Origin of the sequence: Haladaptatus sp. AB618, from assembly GCF_024136965.1 — an archaeon.
GTDB lineage: Archaea > Halobacteriota > Halobacteria > Halobacteriales > Haladaptataceae > Haladaptatus.
The window spans coordinates 598,523-615,070 of sequence record NZ_JAMYJX010000001.1 but is presented as its reverse complement, the minus strand read 5'-3'; the positions used below and the strand labels follow the sequence as shown (position 1 = coordinate 615,070).

Sequence of the window (16,548 nt, the reverse complement as noted above, 5' to 3'; positions counted from 1 at the left end):
ACGCACGTAGAGTTTATATACTGTCGGGCTAATGTCAACAGCTATGGCAAGTCTTCGCGATTTGGGTCTCTCCGAGTACGAAGCGCGTGCGTATCGAGCGCTCTTGAACACGGGACCGACGACGGCGAAGGACCTCTCTCGGGTGAGCGACGTTCCGATGGGGCGGATTTACGACGTTCTCAACAGCCTGGAGACGCACAACCTCGTGCGAAGTCAGAGCGCGAGTCGCCCGAAGAAGTACGTCGCCGTCGAGCCGACCACCGCGCTCGACCGACTACTGGACGACAAACTGGACGAACTGAACGCGAAGGCCGACCAGTACGAGGACATCGTGGACGATTTGAGCACCGAACTCGACGCCGTGGACCCGCCGATAGAGGAGGGCTTCTGGACGGCGGCGGTCGGTCCGGACGACTCGCTCGAACTCCTCATCGAGCGCTTGGATGCCGCGGAACGCCGCATCGTCATGGTCGCCGGTCGGGTGTCGCCGACGTTCGACATCGGCAACGTCGGGGACACCGTCGCGGAGCATCTCGAAACGGCGCTATCCCGTGGCGTGGAGGTATCCGTCCTCATGTCGCCGGAACTCGTCAGCACGCTCCCCGAGAGCGTCGGTCGGCGATACGCCGACACGCTGTCGGACCATCCGAAGTTTTCGGTCCGAACGACGGCGGAACTCGACGGGACCTTCAACCTCATCGACGACCTCGAAGTCTGTATCGAGGTGGCGAACCCGCTCTCGCCCGGCGAGGCGTTCGCCATGATCGACCTGAAAGACCCCGAGTTCGCGGCGAACGTCAACAATCAGTTCTCCTCCCGCTGGGAGACCGCCGAACCGCTTCACTTCTGAACAGAAAAAAGAGTCATTTCTGATTCGTTTTTGGAACGTCGTTCTCGTGATTGCCGTTACCGAACGATCATCTTTGAAACTCCCGAATCGTTCGCTCCGCAACTGATTTTGCGTTGGTTCTCTTGCAGTGACTACTGTGAAAGGTCTAGAAAGCCCGCGCGCGGTGCGGAGCGCGGATATCTCGTACAGCGGCCGCGAGCAGGTGGGGCTTTCGAGGGCTACCTCTCAATAGTTGCAGTCGCAGAACCACCAACCACATCTTTCCGAAGCGAGCGGGCGAGGGTTTTCTGGACCATTATCACCAGTTGCTACGGTTTCAAGATCAGATTTTGCAGCAGAAATCGCTCTCGAACTCCTCTCGTGCTGTTCTACTAAAACCCACTATCTCATACTAAAATACACTACCAACTACCCGAATTCTTCTCACTCCCGTCCGGCGAGGCCGACGAGGTGGCCCGCTTCTTCGAGAACGATGTCACCGACACCCAATCTAACGGCGTTCTCGCTCCCGGGCAGACAGAAGATGACGGTACCGTTCGAGGTACCCGCGGTCGCTCGCGTGCCGACGGTTTTCGTCCCGATTTCGTCGTAGGAGAGCTTCCGGAACAGTTCGCCAAAGCCGGGCAGTTCCTTCTCGAACAACGCCGAAACCGCCTCGATGGTCACGTCGTCGGGCGTGACGCCGGTGCCGCCGGTCGTGACGACGACGTCCGTGTCGCCGCGCCCGACGATGTTGTTCACCGTCTTCTGCACGCGGTCGTGGTCGTCGGCGACGAGTTCCCGCGTCACGACGTCGTGACCCGCCTGCTCTACCAGGACCTTGATGGCGTCTCCTGCTGGGTCGTCGTCGACCGACCGCGAGGTCGAGACGGTGACGACGGCGAAGCCGAGTTCGTCCACGTCGTGAGCGTGATGCTCGTGGTTGTCGTGGTCGTTGCTGTGGTCGTGGTCGTGATCGTCGTGGCTATGGTCGTGATGACCGTGACTATGTTCGTCAGTTTCGCTGTGCTCGTCGTCCCCATCGTGATCCGTCATACCGTTACTTCGACGCGCCAGCGCAAAAGTTCACACGGACCCCCGCTTTGAATACTATTTTAGTGTTCGCGCCCGACGTGCCATGCATGAAAGCCGTCCAGTTCTCGGAGCACGGCGGGACGGAGGTTATCGAGTACGACGAATTCCCGGACCCGGAACCCGACCGGGACGAGGTTCTCGTCGATATCAAGGCGGGCGCGCTAAACCACTTGGACGTGTGGACGCGCCGCGGACTCCCCGGCATCGACCTCGACATGCCTCACATCCCCGGCAGCGACGGGGCGGGCGAAGTCGTGGAAGTCGGCGAGGACGTGACCCGATTCGAACCCGGCGACCGCGTCGCCCTCTCGGCGGGCGTCAGTTGCGGCAAATGCGAGTTCTGCCGTCACGGCGAACATTCGATGTGTGTGGGCTACCACATCATCGGCGAACACGTCCGCGGCGTTCACAGCGAAATGGCGGCCCTCCCCGAGGACAATCTGCTCCCGGTTCCCGAAGGCGTTTCGTGGGAGACGGCCGCGGCGGCCCCGCTCGTCTTCCAGACGGCGTGGCGGATGCTCATCTCGCGCGCGGAACTTACGCCGGGCGAACACGTCCTCGTCCTCGGCGCGTCCGGCGGCGTCGGCCACGCGGCGGTCCAAATCGCGGACTACGCCGGAGCGACCGTCTACGCGACCGGCAGCAGCGAGGAGAAACTCGAACACGCCCGCGAGTTGGGTGCCGACCACGCCATCGACTACGAGGACGAGAACTTCGCCAAACGAATCCGCGAGTTGACCGACGGGCGCGGCGTGGACATCGTCGTGGACCACATCGGCGCGGCGACGTGGCAGAACTCGCTCAAGGCGCTCGCCAAGGGCGGAAAAATCGTCACCTGCGGCGCGACGACGGGCGGGCAACCGGAGACCGACATCAACCGCATCTTCTGGAATCAGCTTTCGGTCATCGGCTCAACGATGGCGAGCCTCGGCGAGGCGAGCGACGTGATGGAACTGGTGTGGGACGGCACGTTCGAACCCGCGATTCGGGAAGTCCTTCCGATGAGCGAGACGGCCCGCGCTCACGAGATGCTCGAAAATCGGGAAGGCTTTGGTAAAGTGGTGGTAAAACCCGATAGCGAGCTATGACGACGGAGCACACCAAAACGAGGGAGTTCGGACGGAGCGGATGGATCCTGGTCGCCGCGATCATACTGGCGTTTATCGTGTCGCCGCTGCTCATCTACCTCCACCCGCCGTACCTCCCGTTCAAATTCGCCTATCTCATCCTGCCGATGATCCCGGCGCTGGCGCTCGGCGCGCTATCGGTGTGGTCGGCCCAGGAGAGGGAATAAATCACACGACGAGCGGAATCCGAGCGACGGATCAAGCTCGTTTTGTTCACAGTTTGACACTCCCGCCCAGTTTCGGAACAGACATCGAGGTTGTTTCCTTCCAAATTTCAGAATATTATTCCCATACATCCGGTGTTGAGTGCAATATCCCCACCCGAATATCACGGAAAAGAGTAAGTTCGTGAATGCACAAATTTTTCAGGGTGTGGGAGAATCACACACAAGATGAGCGTCATCGACGTTACTGCTCGGGACGATAGAACGACACACCGGCAAGTGGAACTCAAACTGTGGCATCCGGGGTGCTGGACGCTCGAAGTCACCGACGAGTACGACGGAGTCCATATTCTCGAAAAATCGCTGTATCCGACCGACGAAACCGTCAAGGGGGATTTCATCATCGTCTCGGAGGGCGACCACGACATCGAAACGTTCGTCGAAGCCATCGACGCCCACCGAGTCGTCGAGAGCACGGCCATCCTCAAAAACAGCGGCGACCGGGCCCGCGTCGTCGTCACCTACGAGCGTTCGTCCAGTATCGTCCCCGAAATCGTCAACTCGGAGTTCATGCCGATAGAACCGGTTCACATGACCGGCGGGTACGAGTACTGGACCGTCCTCGTCCGTTCGGATCAACTCGAATCGGTGTTCACCCGGTTGGAGGAGGAGTACGACATCCAGTTGGAGTCGATTCACGAGGTGGACCCGAACGACAACGTGGAGTTCGCGAACACCAGCGACCGTATCTACGACTCGCTCTCAGTGCGGCAGATGGAGTGTCTGTTCGCGGCCCACGACGCCGGATATTACAACTGGCCCCGCGACGTGGCAGCGAGCGAAATCGCGAGTGATTTCGGTATCAGCGGCCCGACGTTCCTCGAACACCTTCGGAAGGGGGAACACAAAGTCCTCGATGCCTTCCTCACCAAACTCGCCGGACGGAATTACTGACCGGACGACGCCCCCATCGGCCCTGGATAGCCGCATTACGAACCGCTTTGGCGGTGGGTACGAATGTGGTTGTCATGCCACCCGCACTCACACTTTCGGATGCGCTGGATATCGAATATCCCAGTGCGCCGTCGTGGTCCGCGAACGGGAATTTTCTCGCGGCGACCGTCTACGAGGACGATGGAAACGTCCTGTTGGTTACCGATCCGAAAAACGACCGACCGTGGCGATTCACGCCGGACGACGGGCACGTTACCGAATTTGCGTGGTCGCCGACCGAGTCCTCCCTTCTCGTCGCAACGGACGCCGGAGACCTGTTGCTCGCCGACCCCAAAGAAAGGACGACCGCCCGTCTGCTCTCTGGGCCGGACGAGAGGAGCGCGTACACGTGGTCGAACGACGGCACCCGCTTCGCGTTCTACCGCGACGGTCGCCCGTTCGTCCGCGACATCGAAACCGGGGCAGAGCGTGGATTCGACGGACCGAAACGCGGTCCGTTCCTCGGCGAAGCCCGAATGTTCGCGTGGTCCGACGACGATACCCTGTTGGCCTACCGGTTCGTCGAGGACGGGACGACACACGTCGGCGTCATCCACACCGAGTCCGGCGAACTCGTCTGGCGCACGCACGGCGAACTGGCGAGTTCAACCCCCGCGTGGCTAGCCGACGGACGCGTCCTGTTCGACCAGCACGGCGAGGGTGGCACGATCAGACGGATTGTCGCCGCCAATCCGGAGACCACGGGGCAAACGGTCCTGTTCCGGGAATCCGACCGCGAACGCGGAATCGTTTCGAGTGGCGCACCGGAAGTGTCCCCGGACGGTCGCCGAATCGCCCTGTCGCTTCCACTCGACGGATGGGACCACGTTCACGTCATCGACGTGGAAGCCGGAGATCGAACGCAACTCACCGAGGGAGCGTTCGAGGACAAAGGCGTCGCGGACGCGACGCCGCAGTGGCTGGACGACGAAACGCTCGTTTTCGCGTCCAATCGAAACGGTTCCGGCCAGCGCCACCTGTTTTCGATCACGTTGGACGGAGAGACGACCGCGCTCGTAGAGACCGACGGAACGAACGTCCATCCACGACCCGCACCGGATGGCGGAACGATAGCGTACGTTCACGCCGACGGGGAACTGTCGCCGGAGCTCCGAATCTTCGATTTCAGGGACCGTGGACGCGAACGGCTCATGCGCTCGACAGTCGAGGAGTGGCCGATACCACCGATCGAGCCGGAACGGATCGAGTTCGAGAGCGCCGGTCGAACCATCGACGGCTACCTGCTCGACCCGCGCAAATCGGACGCCGTCGCCGACGACGCGACGGACCTCCCCGCCGTCGTCTGCGTGCACGGCGGGCCGATGCGCCAGATGCGCGACGGGTGGCATCCGTCGCGCTCCTACGGCCTCTTCTACAGCTATCACCAGTATCTCGCCACGAAGGGCTACGCTTGTCTCTTCGTCAACTATCGCGGCGGCATCGGCTACGGAAAGGAGTTCAGGCAGGCCATCGCGGGCACCCGTGGCGAGGACGAAATCGAGGACGTGGGCCGAGCAGGGGAGTTCCTGAAAGCGCTCTCGTACGTTGATTCCGATGCAGTCACGGTTTGGGGGCTCTCCTACGGTGGCTACGCGACGCTACAAGTTCTCGGAACTCACCCCGATACCTTCTCGCTCGGAATCAACCTCGCCGGATTGGCCGACCTCGAACTGTACAAGGAATGGGCCGAAGAGACGAAGCATCCGGCGGCGGCCTCGTCGGAAGCGCTCCGAATGGGCGGCGAACCGTGGGAAGTTCCCGAGCGATGGGCCGAGGCGTCCCCGGAGACGCACATGGAGAACTACGAGGCTCCGCTCTACAACTTCCACGGGACCGGCGACCGCTACGTCAACTTCGAGCAACTCGACGTGGTGGTCGAGACCCTCACCGACCTCGGCAAGGAGTTCGACGCCGACCACTATCCCGACGAAAACCACGTCTTCTCGAAGCGGGCGACGTGGGAGCGAACCCTGCGGAAGGTCGAGCGAATCCTGGAGGACGACCGATGAAGGTCTTCATTTCGGCCGATATGGAAGGCATCACCGGCATCGCAGACCCGCTCGACGTGGTGCAAGGGGAAGCGAACTATCCCGCCGGACGGGAACTCATGGTCGGGGACGTGAACGCCGCCATCGAGGGCGCGCTCGCTGGCGGTGCAGACGAGGTGCTGGTCAACGACTCCCATTCCTCGATGACGAACCTACCCCGGGATTCGGTCCACGAAGCAGCGCGCCTGATCCGCGGCGGGACGAAACCGTGGTCGATGATGCAGGGACTCACCGAGGGCCACGACGTCGCCTGCTTCGTCGGTTACCACGCGAAGGCCGGGACGGAGCACGCCGTCCTCAACCACACCTACTACGGACAGGTGCTCGTCTCGCTCCGCGTGAACGACGAGGAGGTCGGCGAACTGGGCTGGAACGCCGGACTCGCCGCCTCGCTCGGCGTTCCGGTCGGTCTCGTTACGGGCGACGACGCGACCGAAGCCGAGGCTATCGACCGGTTGGAAACCGTCGAAACCGCCGTCGTGAAGGACGGCATCGACCGCTTCACGGCGGACTGCTTGCCGCCCGAGGACGCACGCCACCGGATTCGAGAGGGTGCGAAGCGAGCGGTTCGCCGTGTATCGACGTTCGAACAGCCGATTCCCGACGAACCGGTTGCTATCGAGGTCGATTGGGCGGCCACGAACCAAGCCGCCAGCGCAGCATCGATCCCGTCGGTCGAACGCGTCGCTGGCCGGACGACCCGCGTCGAAGCGGACTCGTACGTCGAGGCGTTCGAAGCCTCCGTGGCGATGATCCACGGCGGCGGCGCTGGGCGAAACGAGTTTTACGGGTAGGCGGTGGCGGTCCAGCGTCGAGAATTTCCCTTCGAAGACGCTCCATGGAGGCGACGCCGTTCGGTTTTCGATTTTCGACCCCGTGGTCGCTATCCATCGGAAGAAGTGATGAGCCGAGAGCAGTCCAAACCGCTCGCTCGAAACGGAGTCGGACGAGTAGTTCGAGGAACCAGCACATCACACCGCACTGGTTCCGTTTTCGCTGAAAAACCTTCGTGCTTACTCGACGAGTTCGCACACGAACTCGTCGAGTCGGTCCCGTGCTTTTTCCTCGTCCTCGCCGACCAATCCACCGAGGAGGACGGAGAACACCACGTCCGGTTCGCCCTCCCTGCGAATGATTCCAGAGAGCGTTCGACTGCCGGTCAGGGTTCCGGTCTTCGCTCTGATTTCTGACCCCATAGCCGAAAACCGGGTCTCCAACGTCCCCTCGCCCGCGGTCGGAAGCGAGTCGAAGAAGACCTCGGACCACGGCTGGTCGGCAACCCATTCGAGGGTTTTGACCATGCCTCGGGCCGAAATCAGGTTGTAACGGGAGAGACCGGACCCGTCCCGGATGCGGAATTTATCAGCGCCTCGTTCTTCGAGGAACTCCCGAACGACGGTCTCCCACGCCCCCCACGACCCCTCGCCACGAACGTCGCGGGCGACGGTTCGGGCGAGTCCTTCGGCGAGGAAGTTGTCCGACGGGACGTTCATCTCGCGGACGAGGTCGGCGACCGACGGTGATTTCACCGCCGCAATCGGCTCGCCGGAGGTCTGGTTTCGGGTGACGCCGAGTTCGCCGGTGTGAGTCACCCCCTCCGTTTCGAGCGCGTCACGAAACGCCAACAGGCAGTGGCGAACCGGTTTCCCGACCGGAACGGTTTCCGTCTGCGGCGCGTCCGTCGGTTTTCCCCCGACTCTGATCGTTCCGGTGGTGAGGTCGCGGAACACCAGGAGTTCGTCGGCGGACTCGTCGAACTCGGTCGCGTATTCGATTTCGTCCGTGTTCGGCGTGAGTTCGACGTCGGTTCCGGACACCGTCACCGAGACCAAATTTCGGTCGAGCGCGAGCGGGGTGCTCTCCGCGCCGTACCCGTACTGTCCGTCCTCCCACATCCACCCCGGACCGCGGGACTCCCCGTCGAACCACGCCACGTCGGCGACGATGTCCGTCACGGAGTCGATGCCCGCATCCCGTACCGCGTCGGCGAGCGTCGTCAGTTCCTCCCGTGAGAGCGACGGGTTTCCACGGCCGGAGAGGACGAGCGAGTCTTCGACACTGGTGACGTGCGTCTCGAAGCGGTAGTCCGGGGTGAGATAGTGCAGCGCGAGCGCTGCCGTGAGCAGTTTCGTGTTCGAGGCTGGTGGGAGCGGAACGTCCGGGCTTCGTGCCGCGAGACCGGTTCCACCGAGTTCGCGGACCAGGATGCTCGTTCCGAACGAATCCGTATCGAGACCGGTCATCCCATTCACCACGAGAACGGTTCCCGTTCGTCGACGTCGAGGTGACAGGCCGAGAGCTGGTTTTCACCCACGGATTCCAGTTTCGGCACGTCGGTTTCGCACGGCGACTGATATTCGTTCAGGGTGTCGGCTGCATCGTCCCAGTCTCCGTCGGCCGCTTCCGAAACGGCCCGCTGAATCGTCTTCTCGACACCCGCCGGTGGGTCGTGTTTGAAGTACTCCGAGCGGACGGCGGCGGGTTCGGCCTCCGTCCGAAGGGATTCCTCGGCGACGTCGCTTTTGAGGTCCATGTACTCGCGGAACGTCTCACGGGTGAACGGGTCAGGGACGATGATGTCGGGACAGCGCGTGTGGAACTTACAGCCGGATGGCGGATTGCTCGGGCTCGGAACGTCCCCGACGAGTTTCGATTCGACGCCGCGCGTGTCCGGGTCGGGGTTCGGCACCGCGTCCAGAAGCGCGCGGGTGTAGGGGTGGTGTGGCTCCGTGAAGAGCCGGTCAACCGGGCCGGTTTCAACGAAGTCGCCGAGATACATCACCGCCACGCGGTCGGCGACGTTGCGGACGACGCTCAGGTCGTGGGTGATGAACAGGTAGGTCAGGTCGTACTCGTCCTGAATGTCCTGCATGAGCGAGAGAATTTGGGCCTGCACGCTCATGTCGAGGCCGCTCACGGGTTCGTCGGCGACGACGAGGTCCGGGTTGATCGAAAGCGCCCGTGCGAGGTTGATCCGCTGGCGCTGCCCGCCGGAGAACTCGTGCGGATACCGTCCGTAGTGTTCCTCCGTGAGTCCGACCTGGTCGAGCAGTTCCACGACGCGCTCCCGCCGGTCCGCCGGGTCCCACCCGGCGGCCTCCAGCGGGTCGGCGATGATGCTTCCGACTTTCCGTCGTGGGTTCAGGCTGCTCATCGGGTCCTGAAACACGATCTGTGCGTTCCGCCGGAACTCGCGCTTCGCGTCCGAATCGAACGACGTGGTTCGCGTTCCCTGGAATTCCACGACGCCGTCGGTCGGGTCGGTCAGTCCCAGAAGGGTTCGTGCGAGCGTCGATTTTCCGCATCCGGATTCGCCGACGATTCCCAGCGTTTCGCCGGGGTAGAGGTCGAAGCTCACGCCGTCGACCGCTTTGACGCTCTCGTCGTCAAACGTCAGCGGAAATCCGCCCTCGGAGTTCCACCGGAGCGAGCTGATGAACCCGGTGTTCACCGGGAAGTGTTTCGTCAGGTTTTCAACCCTGAGCAGCGGTTCGCCCCGCGCTTTCGGCCGTTGTTGTACGTGTTGACTCATGGTCTCCCCCGTCGTGCTTCCTCGTGCAGTCGTGGCTCCTCGGCACCGTATCCCTCCTTGTAGAGCAGACACGCCGAATCGTGGTTCGGGCCCACGCCGATGCGCGGCGGTTCGATTTTCGAACAGTCATCGATGGCGACGGGACATCGCGTGCGGAACCGACAGCCGGAGGGTGGATCTATCGCGCTCGGCACCGTCCCCTGGATGGGGTTCAGGTCGTCCACGCGCTGGTCGGGGCGGACGACCGACCGCAGGAGCGCTTGCGTGTACGGATGTTTCGGATTGCGGTACAGTTCCTCGTAGGGTGCCTGCTCGACCACCTTGCCGAGATACATCACGGCAACGCGGTCACAGACCTCACGGACGACGCCCATGTCGTGGGTGACGTAGACGACGCTCGTGTCGTACTTGTCCTGGATGTCGTCGAACAGGTCGAGGATTTGGGCCTGGATCGTCACGTCAAGCGCCGTCGTCGGTTCGTCCGCGATGATGAGTTTCGGGTTGCACGACAACGCCATGGCGATGAGGGCGCGCTGGCGCATCCCGCCCGAGAACTCGTGCGGGTACTGATCGACCCGCTGTTCCGGGTCCGGAATTCCGACGTCGTCCAGCAGTTCGATGGCCCGTTGACGGGACTCCTCGCCGGTACAGTCGGTGTGGTACTCCACGACTTCGGCGATCTGATTTCCGACGGTGAAGACGGGATTCAGCGCCGACATCGGGTCCTGAAACACGAACGAGATTTCGCTACCGCGAACCTCCTGTCGGAGTTCGCGTTCGGTGCAGTCGGTCAACTCGCGTCCGTCGAATCGAACGGAGCCATCGACCACCTTGCCGGGCGGGTTGATGAGACCGAGCAGACTCTTCACCGTCACGCTCTTCCCGGCCCCGCTCTCTCCGACCAAGCCGATGGTCTCGCCCTTCTCGACCTCGAAGCTGACGCCATCGACCGCCTGTACGATTCCGCTTTGCGTGTAGAAGTACGTCCTGAGGTCTTCGACTTCGAGTAGACTCATCGGTTGCCTCCGTCGGTTTCGTCGTTCCTATCCAGTTCCTCCCACTTCTCCGTCTCCGTTCCGCCGTCCGTGGCGGGGTTTTCGGTGATCGGTTCGGGTTCGTCACGCGAGTTTTCCGTGGGCAGGAAGTCGTCGCCGAGTTCGTCCCAGTCCGCCTTCCAAAGCGTCGTTTTCGGGTCCATCGCGTCCCGCAAGCCGTCACCGAGCATGTTGAAGCCCATCACAGTGAAAAATATCATCAGACCGGGGAAGATCGTAATCCACGGTGCGATGATCATGGCCTGCCGCGAGTTACTCAACATCCGACCCCACGAAGCCGTCGGGGGTTGAACGCCGAATCCGAGGAACGACAGCGCCGCCGCGCCGATGATGACGCCACCCATCGAGAGCGTCGCTTGGACGAGCACCGCGGCCAACCCGTTCGGGACGATTTCGCGGAAGAGGATGGTTCGGGTGGGTAGTCCGGCGGCGCGTGCCGCTTCGACGTACTCCTCCTCCCGAAGGGAGAGCACTTCCGACCGCATCACGCGGGCGTACGCGGGAATGCCGATGACGCCGTAGGCGAGAAAGAGGTTGTACACGCTCGCTCCCATGATGGCCATCAGCGTCATGGCGAGGATGAGACCCGGAATCGAGTACAGTACCTCCAGTAGTCGCATGATGAGGTCGTCGATTCTACCCCCGAAGTACGCCGCCGTCGCGCCGCAGGCGATACCGCCGAGGAAGCTGATTCCGACGGAGATGACGCCAATGGCGAGCGCGATGCGGCTACCGTAGATTATCCGTGCCAGTATATCCCTCCCGAGGTTGTCGGTGCCCATCGGGTGTGCGACGGACGGGGCCGCGTTCGAATGTAGCGGGTCCGGTTCGTGTGGGTCGGCGAGGAGGGAGGTAATGATGTGTCTGTTGAAAATCACGATGTCGATGGTCGAGAATATCGCCAGTACGACGAGGATGGCGATCATAATCGCGCCAGCGATTGCCGTCGGACTGTACCGTAGCTCCCGAAGTGTTCCCCGTAGGCGACTTTCGGTGTCGATTCCACTCTCGGTAACTGGTTGATTCGTACTCATGTCAGTCGTATCTGATCCGCGGGTCGATGTACGCGTAGGCGAGGTCGGTCAGCAGGACTCCGGCCAGGAACAACAGGGCGAACGTCAGGGTCATCCCCATGATAACACCGTAATCGTTGTTCGTCATGCCGTTGAAGAACAGCCGACCCATACCCGGAATGGCAAAGATTTTCTCGGTGACGACGCTGCCGTCCAACAGGAAGGACAACTGCAGTCCGATAATGGTGACGAGCGGCAACAGCGCGTTCCTGAACGAGTGTTTGAGCAGGATGCGCCGCTCGGGCAGACCGTAGGCCCGCGCCGTCTGGACGTAATCCTGTGATAGCTCCTCGACCATGCTGGAACGCGTCATCCGCATCAACGTTGCGGTCATCGCAGTCGAGAGCGTGATGACCGGCATGACGAGCCGTTTTGCGGACTCGACCGGGGCCTGTGCGAAAGGGACGTATCCGGACACCGGGAGCCACTGCAACTTGACTGCGACTATGAACATCAGCATCAGCCCCAACCAGAAGTTCGGCGTCGAAAGCCCCGCCAGCCCCACGAATCGGGAGACGTGGTCGCCGAGTTCGTTGTGTCGCGAGGCGGCGTAAACGCCGAGCAGGATCGAGATGGGAAGCGCGATGACGTACGACAGCCCCATCAGGGTGAACGTCGGGCCGACGCGCTCCAGCATCAGGTCGATGACGGGTCGTTTCAGCATGAACGACTCGCCGAGGTTGCCGTGGAGCACCTTGGATAGATAGTCGAGGTACTGCTTCCACAGCGGTTGGTCGAAGCCATATTGGTGGATGAGTTGGTCTGCAAGCTCCTTGCTCGGGTTCAACCCGAGATAGATCTTGACTGGGTTGCCCGGCAGGGAGTGCATCATTACGAACGTCAGCGTGAAAACGCCCAGCAGAACGGGAATTATCTGCAAAATCCGCCGGACGGTGTATCGGTACATGCTCATGATTTCGTGTGTATGGAAAGATAGGGGGAGTTAGTTGCTAAGCCAGGAGTTCGACCACTCGTTGCAGAGGGGTTGGGCGACGTAGGCCGTCGGGTCGTAATCCTTCACGGACTTGTTCCACGCGGTCGCGGACTGCTCCGAGTACACCTGAATGTGCGGATACTCGGACTGGAACGTCTCCGCGATGTCGATGTACAGTTTCCGACGCTTGTCGCGGTCCTGCAGTTTGCGTGCCTTGCGAATCTTCGCGTCCGCGTCCTGTAGCTTCTTGCTGTCCGGATAGGCTTGGTAGAGCATCCCGGCGGAGGCGTTGCCGACGTAATCGTCCGGAACCGGGCTGTCGTCGTTCTGCGGGTCGCGGAACAGGTAGTAGAAGAACCCATCCGGGTCCTGCCCACCGGACCAGCCGTAGAACGTCACGTCGTACTTGCCGTTGTCGAGCAGGTCGAGCCACTGGCCGATGGTGATCTCCCGAACGTTGGCTTTGATTCCCACCTTCTCCATCCCGTTCTGGAGCAAGATAGCCATGTTCTTGAACTTCCCAGAGGTTGCGGTCGGCATGTCGACCTCGAAGCCGTCGCCGTATCCCGCCTCTTTGAGCAGTTGCTTTGCCTTGTCGTAGTTCTTCTCCGGGAAGTACTTCTTCTTCCAGTCCTGCCACGGGAAGTCCCACGCCTTGTTGACCTCCGTCGGCATGTATCCGTAGCTGCGCTTGCCGAGTTGCCCCTTTGCCGCTTCCAGCATCTCGTCGTAATCCACGAGGTACTGCATGGCTTTGCGCACCTTGCGGTTGTCGAACGGCTCGTGGTTCGCGTTGAACATGAGGCCGTTGTAGTCGAACTGCGAGATACGCTTCATCTTCAGCTTGTTGTTGTTTTGGGCCTTCCCGAGCAACGTTTTGGGAACCGACGCCTGCTGAACGCCCCCGCTCGCGAGTTCGAAGTACGCGGTATCCGACTCGGGGATGACGCGATATTTGAGCTGTTTGAGGTTCGGCGCTTCGATGAAGTAATCGTCGAAGCGTTCGAGGGTGAGCGAGGACCCGGCCTGCCAGTTCTTGAGTTTGAACGGTCCGGTACCGACGGGTTTCCGGGAGAACTTCTTCTGGCCCTTGTCGCTCGCGTACTTCTTCGGAACGATGGCGGCGTTCATGCCCGCCAACGTCTGCTCGAACAGCGCGTAGGGGTGCTTGAGGTTGAACGTAACCTCCATATCACCCGATTTCTCGACGCTATCGACAAAGGAGAGGTTCTCCTGGTTCGTGGATTTGTTGTCGGAGTCGAGCACCCAACTGAACGAGTACTCCACGTCGTCTGCGGTGAGCGTGGTCCCGTTGTGGAACTTGACGCCCTCTTTGAGCGGGACGGTGAACGTCGTGTCGTCCTGCTTTTTCGGGAGCTCCTTTGCGAGGTGCGGGACGAGTTCGCTCCCGTCGGGCTTCATGGCCAACAGCCCGTCGAAGAGGTAGTGCATCATCCCGTTCGCCCACGCGAGTTCGTTCATCCGCGGGTCGAGGGTCGTCGCCTCTTCGGGTGCGACGTTGACGAACGTCCCGCCCTTCTTCGCGTTACTGTTGTCGTTGCCGTCGTCGCTGCCGCTGTTCGTATTCGTGTTACCACCGTCGGAGGTTCCGGCACCGCCTGAGCCGTCTCCGGTCGTGCTCTTCCCGCCACATCCTGCGATGGCCGTCACTCCGCCAAGGGCACTTACCGTCAAAAACCGCCGCCGGTTCCACGAATATTTTGGTTTTTCTGTCATGATATCGTTCGTCGGGACAAGTCGCCCGGTTCGTGATACCTAATAGCAAAGATGAACAGGGCATATAACGCCGCCCTTTCATACTAGGATTGACTCGATACGACCGTTATTTGTACGCTATCGGATAGCTGCTGCCGTGGATTCTCCGTCGCGAGATGGGCGCTGAGCGTGTGCGTTCCCGTTTCAGGTCGCCACACGTCGCCGTCGATTCCCGCGCGGCGGATATGACCGTCCCACGTCCCCTCGAACTGTTTGATCTCACGGGTCCGAAACGCGACCGTCCGTGAGGTCTCCGGCGGTTCGAACCCCCGTTCGTCAGCCTCCGGAATACCGTTTACCGCCCATCCCCACAGCCGACTCGTCGGCAGTCGAACGCTCACGGGCGCGGGCAATCGGTTGCGAATCCGAAGGAGAAACGTGGCCGGTTCGCCCACGACGATTTCCCTCGGCGCGCGGAGTTCGACCGACAGACACCGAAGCGCGACCGGGTCCGGAACGAGACCCGCGAAAAAGCTCCCCGTATCGTCGATTCCACCCGCCGGGTCGGGCGACAGCGGGTTCGGTGGTTGCATGGATTTTTCAGGGAACGCGCCGCCTAAAGGTCTTTCTCACGGTGTGCACCGTTCCGAATGTCTTTCTCACGGCATTCGCCGTTCGAAATATCTTTCTCACGGTGTTCACCGTTCCAACCCGTCAGGAATCGAATCCCGCCCGAGAACGTCGTCACACGTCTCGCGCCGTCGGAGGAGTTCGTGCGTGCCGTCCGTTCGAACCAGCACGACCGGGGGTTTCGGCTCGGCGTTCGTGTGACTCGCGCTCCCGAGCGAGTACGCGCCGATTCGGTCCACCGCCACGAGGTCACCGGGGCCGAGTTGGGGGAGGGAAACGTCCTCGCTTATCACGTCCCCCGAGTAGCAAAGCGGCCCGGCGACGTGGTATTCCTGTCCCGGATCACGGTCTTTCACCGCGTAGACGGGGTACGGCCAGTAGGAGGAGACCGCGTTCGTCCCGCCGTCGAGCACCACGAAGTCGGCGAACGGCGTCTCCTTGATCACGCCGACCGTCGCCACAAACGCCCCGGCGTTGCCGACGAGTCGCCGTCCGGGTTCGACGAACAGCTTCGGCTCCGAAAGGTCGTGTTCCGCACAGCTCTCCCGAATCGTGTCGGCCATGTACGACACGATGTCCTCGGTTGCGGGGACGTCCTCGTCGTACGGGACGGGGAAGCCGCCGCCGAGGTCGAGGACGTCGATTTCGACGCCCAGTTCGTCGCGCACGTCCGCCGCGAAGCCGAGCATCTCGCGGGCCGCGACGCCGTACGGTTCGACGCCGCGAACCTGACTGCCGACGTGTAGTTGTACGCCAGCGAGCGAGACGGCGTCGGATTCGACCGTCTTCTCGGCGACGGCCATCGCCCGCCCGCTTTCGATGTCGAGTCCGAACTTGCTTTCGAGCGTGGCCGTCGCAACTTCCGGGTGAGTCGGCACGTCCATCGCGGGATTACCGCGGATCAGCACGTCCGGAACCACCCCAGTCGCCTCGGCGGCCACGACCACTTTCTCCAACTCCGTCGCGTTGTCGATGAGCAGGTGCGAGACCCCCCAGTCGAGCGCGCGTTCGATATCCGCCGGAGTGCGGTTCATGCCGGTGAGGAGGACGTCTTCGGGGTCGAACCCCGCCCGTTGCGTGGCCGTCAGTTCACAGCGGGCGTACGCTTCGGCCTTACAGCCCGCGTCCCGGAGCACCGAGAGGATACCGAGGTTGTAGTTGGCCTTCACCGCGAAGTGAATCTCTGAGTTCGGATACTGCTCGTCCAGCGCTCCGCGGAGGGTGTCGTAGTTCGTGCGCAGGTCGTCCTCGAAGAAGGCGTAGAGCGGCGAGCCGAACGCCGAGACGAGGTCGTCAGCGTGCGTGCGCAGTCGCTCCATTCTGTCCGCTAGTTCCATGCCAAAACATCCGAC

The 16,548-nt window shown here is 61.9% G+C and carries 15 protein-coding genes; 6 read left to right on the top strand and 9 right to left on the bottom strand.

Annotation, left to right across the window (positions count from 1 at the left end):
• Positions 1-43: 43 nt before the first annotated feature.
• Positions 44-850, top strand: coding sequence for a TrmB family transcriptional regulator (locus NKF26_RS03250; RefSeq protein ID WP_066141128.1), 807 nt, complete (start codon positions 44-46; stop codon positions 848-850).
• 423 nt (positions 851-1,273) lie between these two features.
• Here the strand turns inward: NKF26_RS03250 and NKF26_RS03245 are convergent, their stop codons facing one another.
• A complete protein-coding gene (locus tag NKF26_RS03245) occupies positions 1,274-1,885 on the bottom strand; it encodes a molybdenum cofactor biosynthesis protein B (RefSeq protein ID WP_253225316.1) in 612 nt (203 codons plus the stop codon).
• 86 nt (positions 1,886-1,971) lie between these two features.
• Between NKF26_RS03245 and NKF26_RS03240 the strand changes: the two genes are divergently transcribed.
• The 5 genes from NKF26_RS03240 (at position 1,972) to NKF26_RS03220 (ending at position 7,050) form a co-directional block, all read left to right on the top strand.
• Positions 1,972-3,012, top strand: a complete 1,041-nt coding sequence (locus NKF26_RS03240; RefSeq protein ID WP_253225315.1) for a zinc-binding dehydrogenase — start codon at positions 1,972-1,974, stop codon at positions 3,010-3,012.
• A complete protein-coding gene (locus NKF26_RS03235; protein ID WP_066141119.1) occupies positions 3,009-3,218 on the top strand; it encodes a hypothetical protein in 210 nt (69 codons plus the stop codon). Before NKF26_RS03240 ends, NKF26_RS03235 begins: the two co-directional genes overlap by 4 nt.
• Positions 3,219-3,443: 225 nt before the next feature.
• On the top strand, positions 3,444-4,169 hold the full coding sequence (locus NKF26_RS03230) for a helix-turn-helix domain-containing protein (RefSeq protein WP_253225314.1): 726 nt from the start codon (positions 3,444-3,446) through the stop codon (positions 4,167-4,169).
• A 74-nt stretch (positions 4,170-4,243) separates the two neighbouring features.
• Positions 4,244-6,217: a prolyl oligopeptidase family serine peptidase gene (locus NKF26_RS03225; protein ID WP_253225313.1), complete on the top strand. Its 1,974-nt coding sequence runs from the start codon at positions 4,244-4,246 to the stop codon at positions 6,215-6,217.
• Positions 6,214-7,050 carry a M55 family metallopeptidase gene (locus tag NKF26_RS03220; protein WP_253225312.1) on the top strand — a complete coding sequence of 279 codons (837 nt, stop codon included), beginning with the start codon at positions 6,214-6,216 and terminating at the stop codon, positions 7,048-7,050. The genes NKF26_RS03225 and NKF26_RS03220 overlap by 4 nt, the downstream gene beginning before the upstream one ends.
• Positions 7,051-7,269: 219 nt before the next feature.
• Here NKF26_RS03220 and dacB read toward each other — a convergent pair whose 3' ends face one another.
• The 8 genes from dacB to lysA all read right to left on the bottom strand — a co-directional run bounded on the left by dacB (position 7,270) and on the right by lysA (position 16,533).
• Positions 7,270-8,499 (bottom strand): D-alanyl-D-alanine carboxypeptidase/D-alanyl-D-alanine-endopeptidase, encoded by a 1,230-nt coding sequence (gene dacB, locus NKF26_RS03215; RefSeq protein ID WP_253225311.1) that lies wholly within the window; start codon positions 8,497-8,499, stop codon positions 7,270-7,272.
• A gap of 5 nt (positions 8,500-8,504) precedes the next feature.
• Positions 8,505-9,788, bottom strand: a complete 1,284-nt coding sequence (locus tag NKF26_RS03210; protein ID WP_253225310.1) for an ABC transporter ATP-binding protein — start codon at positions 9,786-9,788, stop codon at positions 8,505-8,507.
• Positions 9,785-10,804, bottom strand: coding sequence for an ABC transporter ATP-binding protein (locus tag NKF26_RS03205; protein WP_253225309.1), 1,020 nt, complete (start codon positions 10,802-10,804; stop codon positions 9,785-9,787). Before NKF26_RS03205 ends, NKF26_RS03210 begins: the two co-directional genes overlap by 4 nt.
• Entirely contained in the window at positions 10,801-11,877 is a 1,077-nt protein-coding gene (locus NKF26_RS03200) for an ABC transporter permease (protein WP_253225308.1), read from the bottom strand. Before NKF26_RS03200 ends, NKF26_RS03205 begins: the two co-directional genes overlap by 4 nt.
• Before the next feature lies 1 nt (position 11,878).
• Positions 11,879-12,829 (bottom strand): ABC transporter permease, encoded by a 951-nt coding sequence (locus NKF26_RS03195; RefSeq protein ID WP_253225307.1) that lies wholly within the window; start codon positions 12,827-12,829, stop codon positions 11,879-11,881.
• A gap of 30 nt (positions 12,830-12,859) precedes the next feature.
• Positions 12,860-14,587, bottom strand: coding sequence for an ABC transporter substrate-binding protein (locus NKF26_RS03190; protein ID WP_253225306.1), 1,728 nt, complete (start codon positions 14,585-14,587; stop codon positions 12,860-12,862).
• 83 nt (positions 14,588-14,670) lie between these two features.
• The gene (locus NKF26_RS03185; RefSeq protein WP_253225305.1) at positions 14,671-15,159 is read right to left on the bottom strand and encodes a hypothetical protein; all 489 of its coding nucleotides are present in this window, start codon (positions 15,157-15,159) and stop codon (positions 14,671-14,673) included.
• 105 nt (positions 15,160-15,264) lie between these two features.
• The gene (lysA, locus tag NKF26_RS03180; RefSeq protein ID WP_253225304.1) at positions 15,265-16,533 is read right to left on the bottom strand and encodes a diaminopimelate decarboxylase; all 1,269 of its coding nucleotides are present in this window, start codon (positions 16,531-16,533) and stop codon (positions 15,265-15,267) included.
• Positions 16,534-16,548 lie beyond the last annotated feature (15 nt).

Coding starts and splice junctions, on each gene's coding strand:
- NKF26_RS03250 (WP_066141128.1), top strand. CDS start 44: ATGGCAAGTCTTCGCGATTTGGGTCTCTCCGAGTACGAAGCGCGTGCG.
- NKF26_RS03245 (WP_253225316.1), bottom strand. CDS start 1,885: ATGACGGATCACGATGGGGACGACGAGCACAGCGAAACTGACGAACAT.
- NKF26_RS03240 (WP_253225315.1), top strand. CDS start 1,972: ATGAAAGCCGTCCAGTTCTCGGAGCACGGCGGGACGGAGGTTATCGAG.
- NKF26_RS03235 (WP_066141119.1), top strand. CDS start 3,009: ATGACGACGGAGCACACCAAAACGAGGGAGTTCGGACGGAGCGGATGG.
- NKF26_RS03230 (WP_253225314.1), top strand. CDS start 3,444: ATGAGCGTCATCGACGTTACTGCTCGGGACGATAGAACGACACACCGG.
- NKF26_RS03225 (WP_253225313.1), top strand. CDS start 4,244: ATGCCACCCGCACTCACACTTTCGGATGCGCTGGATATCGAATATCCC.
- NKF26_RS03220 (WP_253225312.1), top strand. CDS start 6,214: ATGAAGGTCTTCATTTCGGCCGATATGGAAGGCATCACCGGCATCGCA.
- dacB (WP_253225311.1), bottom strand. CDS start 8,499: ATGACCGGTCTCGATACGGATTCGTTCGGAACGAGCATCCTGGTCCGC.
- NKF26_RS03210 (WP_253225310.1), bottom strand. CDS start 9,788: ATGAGTCAACACGTACAACAACGGCCGAAAGCGCGGGGCGAACCGCTG.
- NKF26_RS03205 (WP_253225309.1), bottom strand. CDS start 10,804: ATGAGTCTACTCGAAGTCGAAGACCTCAGGACGTACTTCTACACGCAA.
- NKF26_RS03200 (WP_253225308.1), bottom strand. CDS start 11,877: ATGAGTACGAATCAACCAGTTACCGAGAGTGGAATCGACACCGAAAGT.
- NKF26_RS03195 (WP_253225307.1), bottom strand. CDS start 12,829: ATGAGCATGTACCGATACACCGTCCGGCGGATTTTGCAGATAATTCCC.
- NKF26_RS03190 (WP_253225306.1), bottom strand. CDS start 14,587: ATGACAGAAAAACCAAAATATTCGTGGAACCGGCGGCGGTTTTTGACG.
- NKF26_RS03185 (WP_253225305.1), bottom strand. CDS start 15,159: ATGCAACCACCGAACCCGCTGTCGCCCGACCCGGCGGGTGGAATCGAC.
- lysA (WP_253225304.1), bottom strand. CDS start 16,533: ATGGAACTAGCGGACAGAATGGAGCGACTGCGCACGCACGCTGACGAC.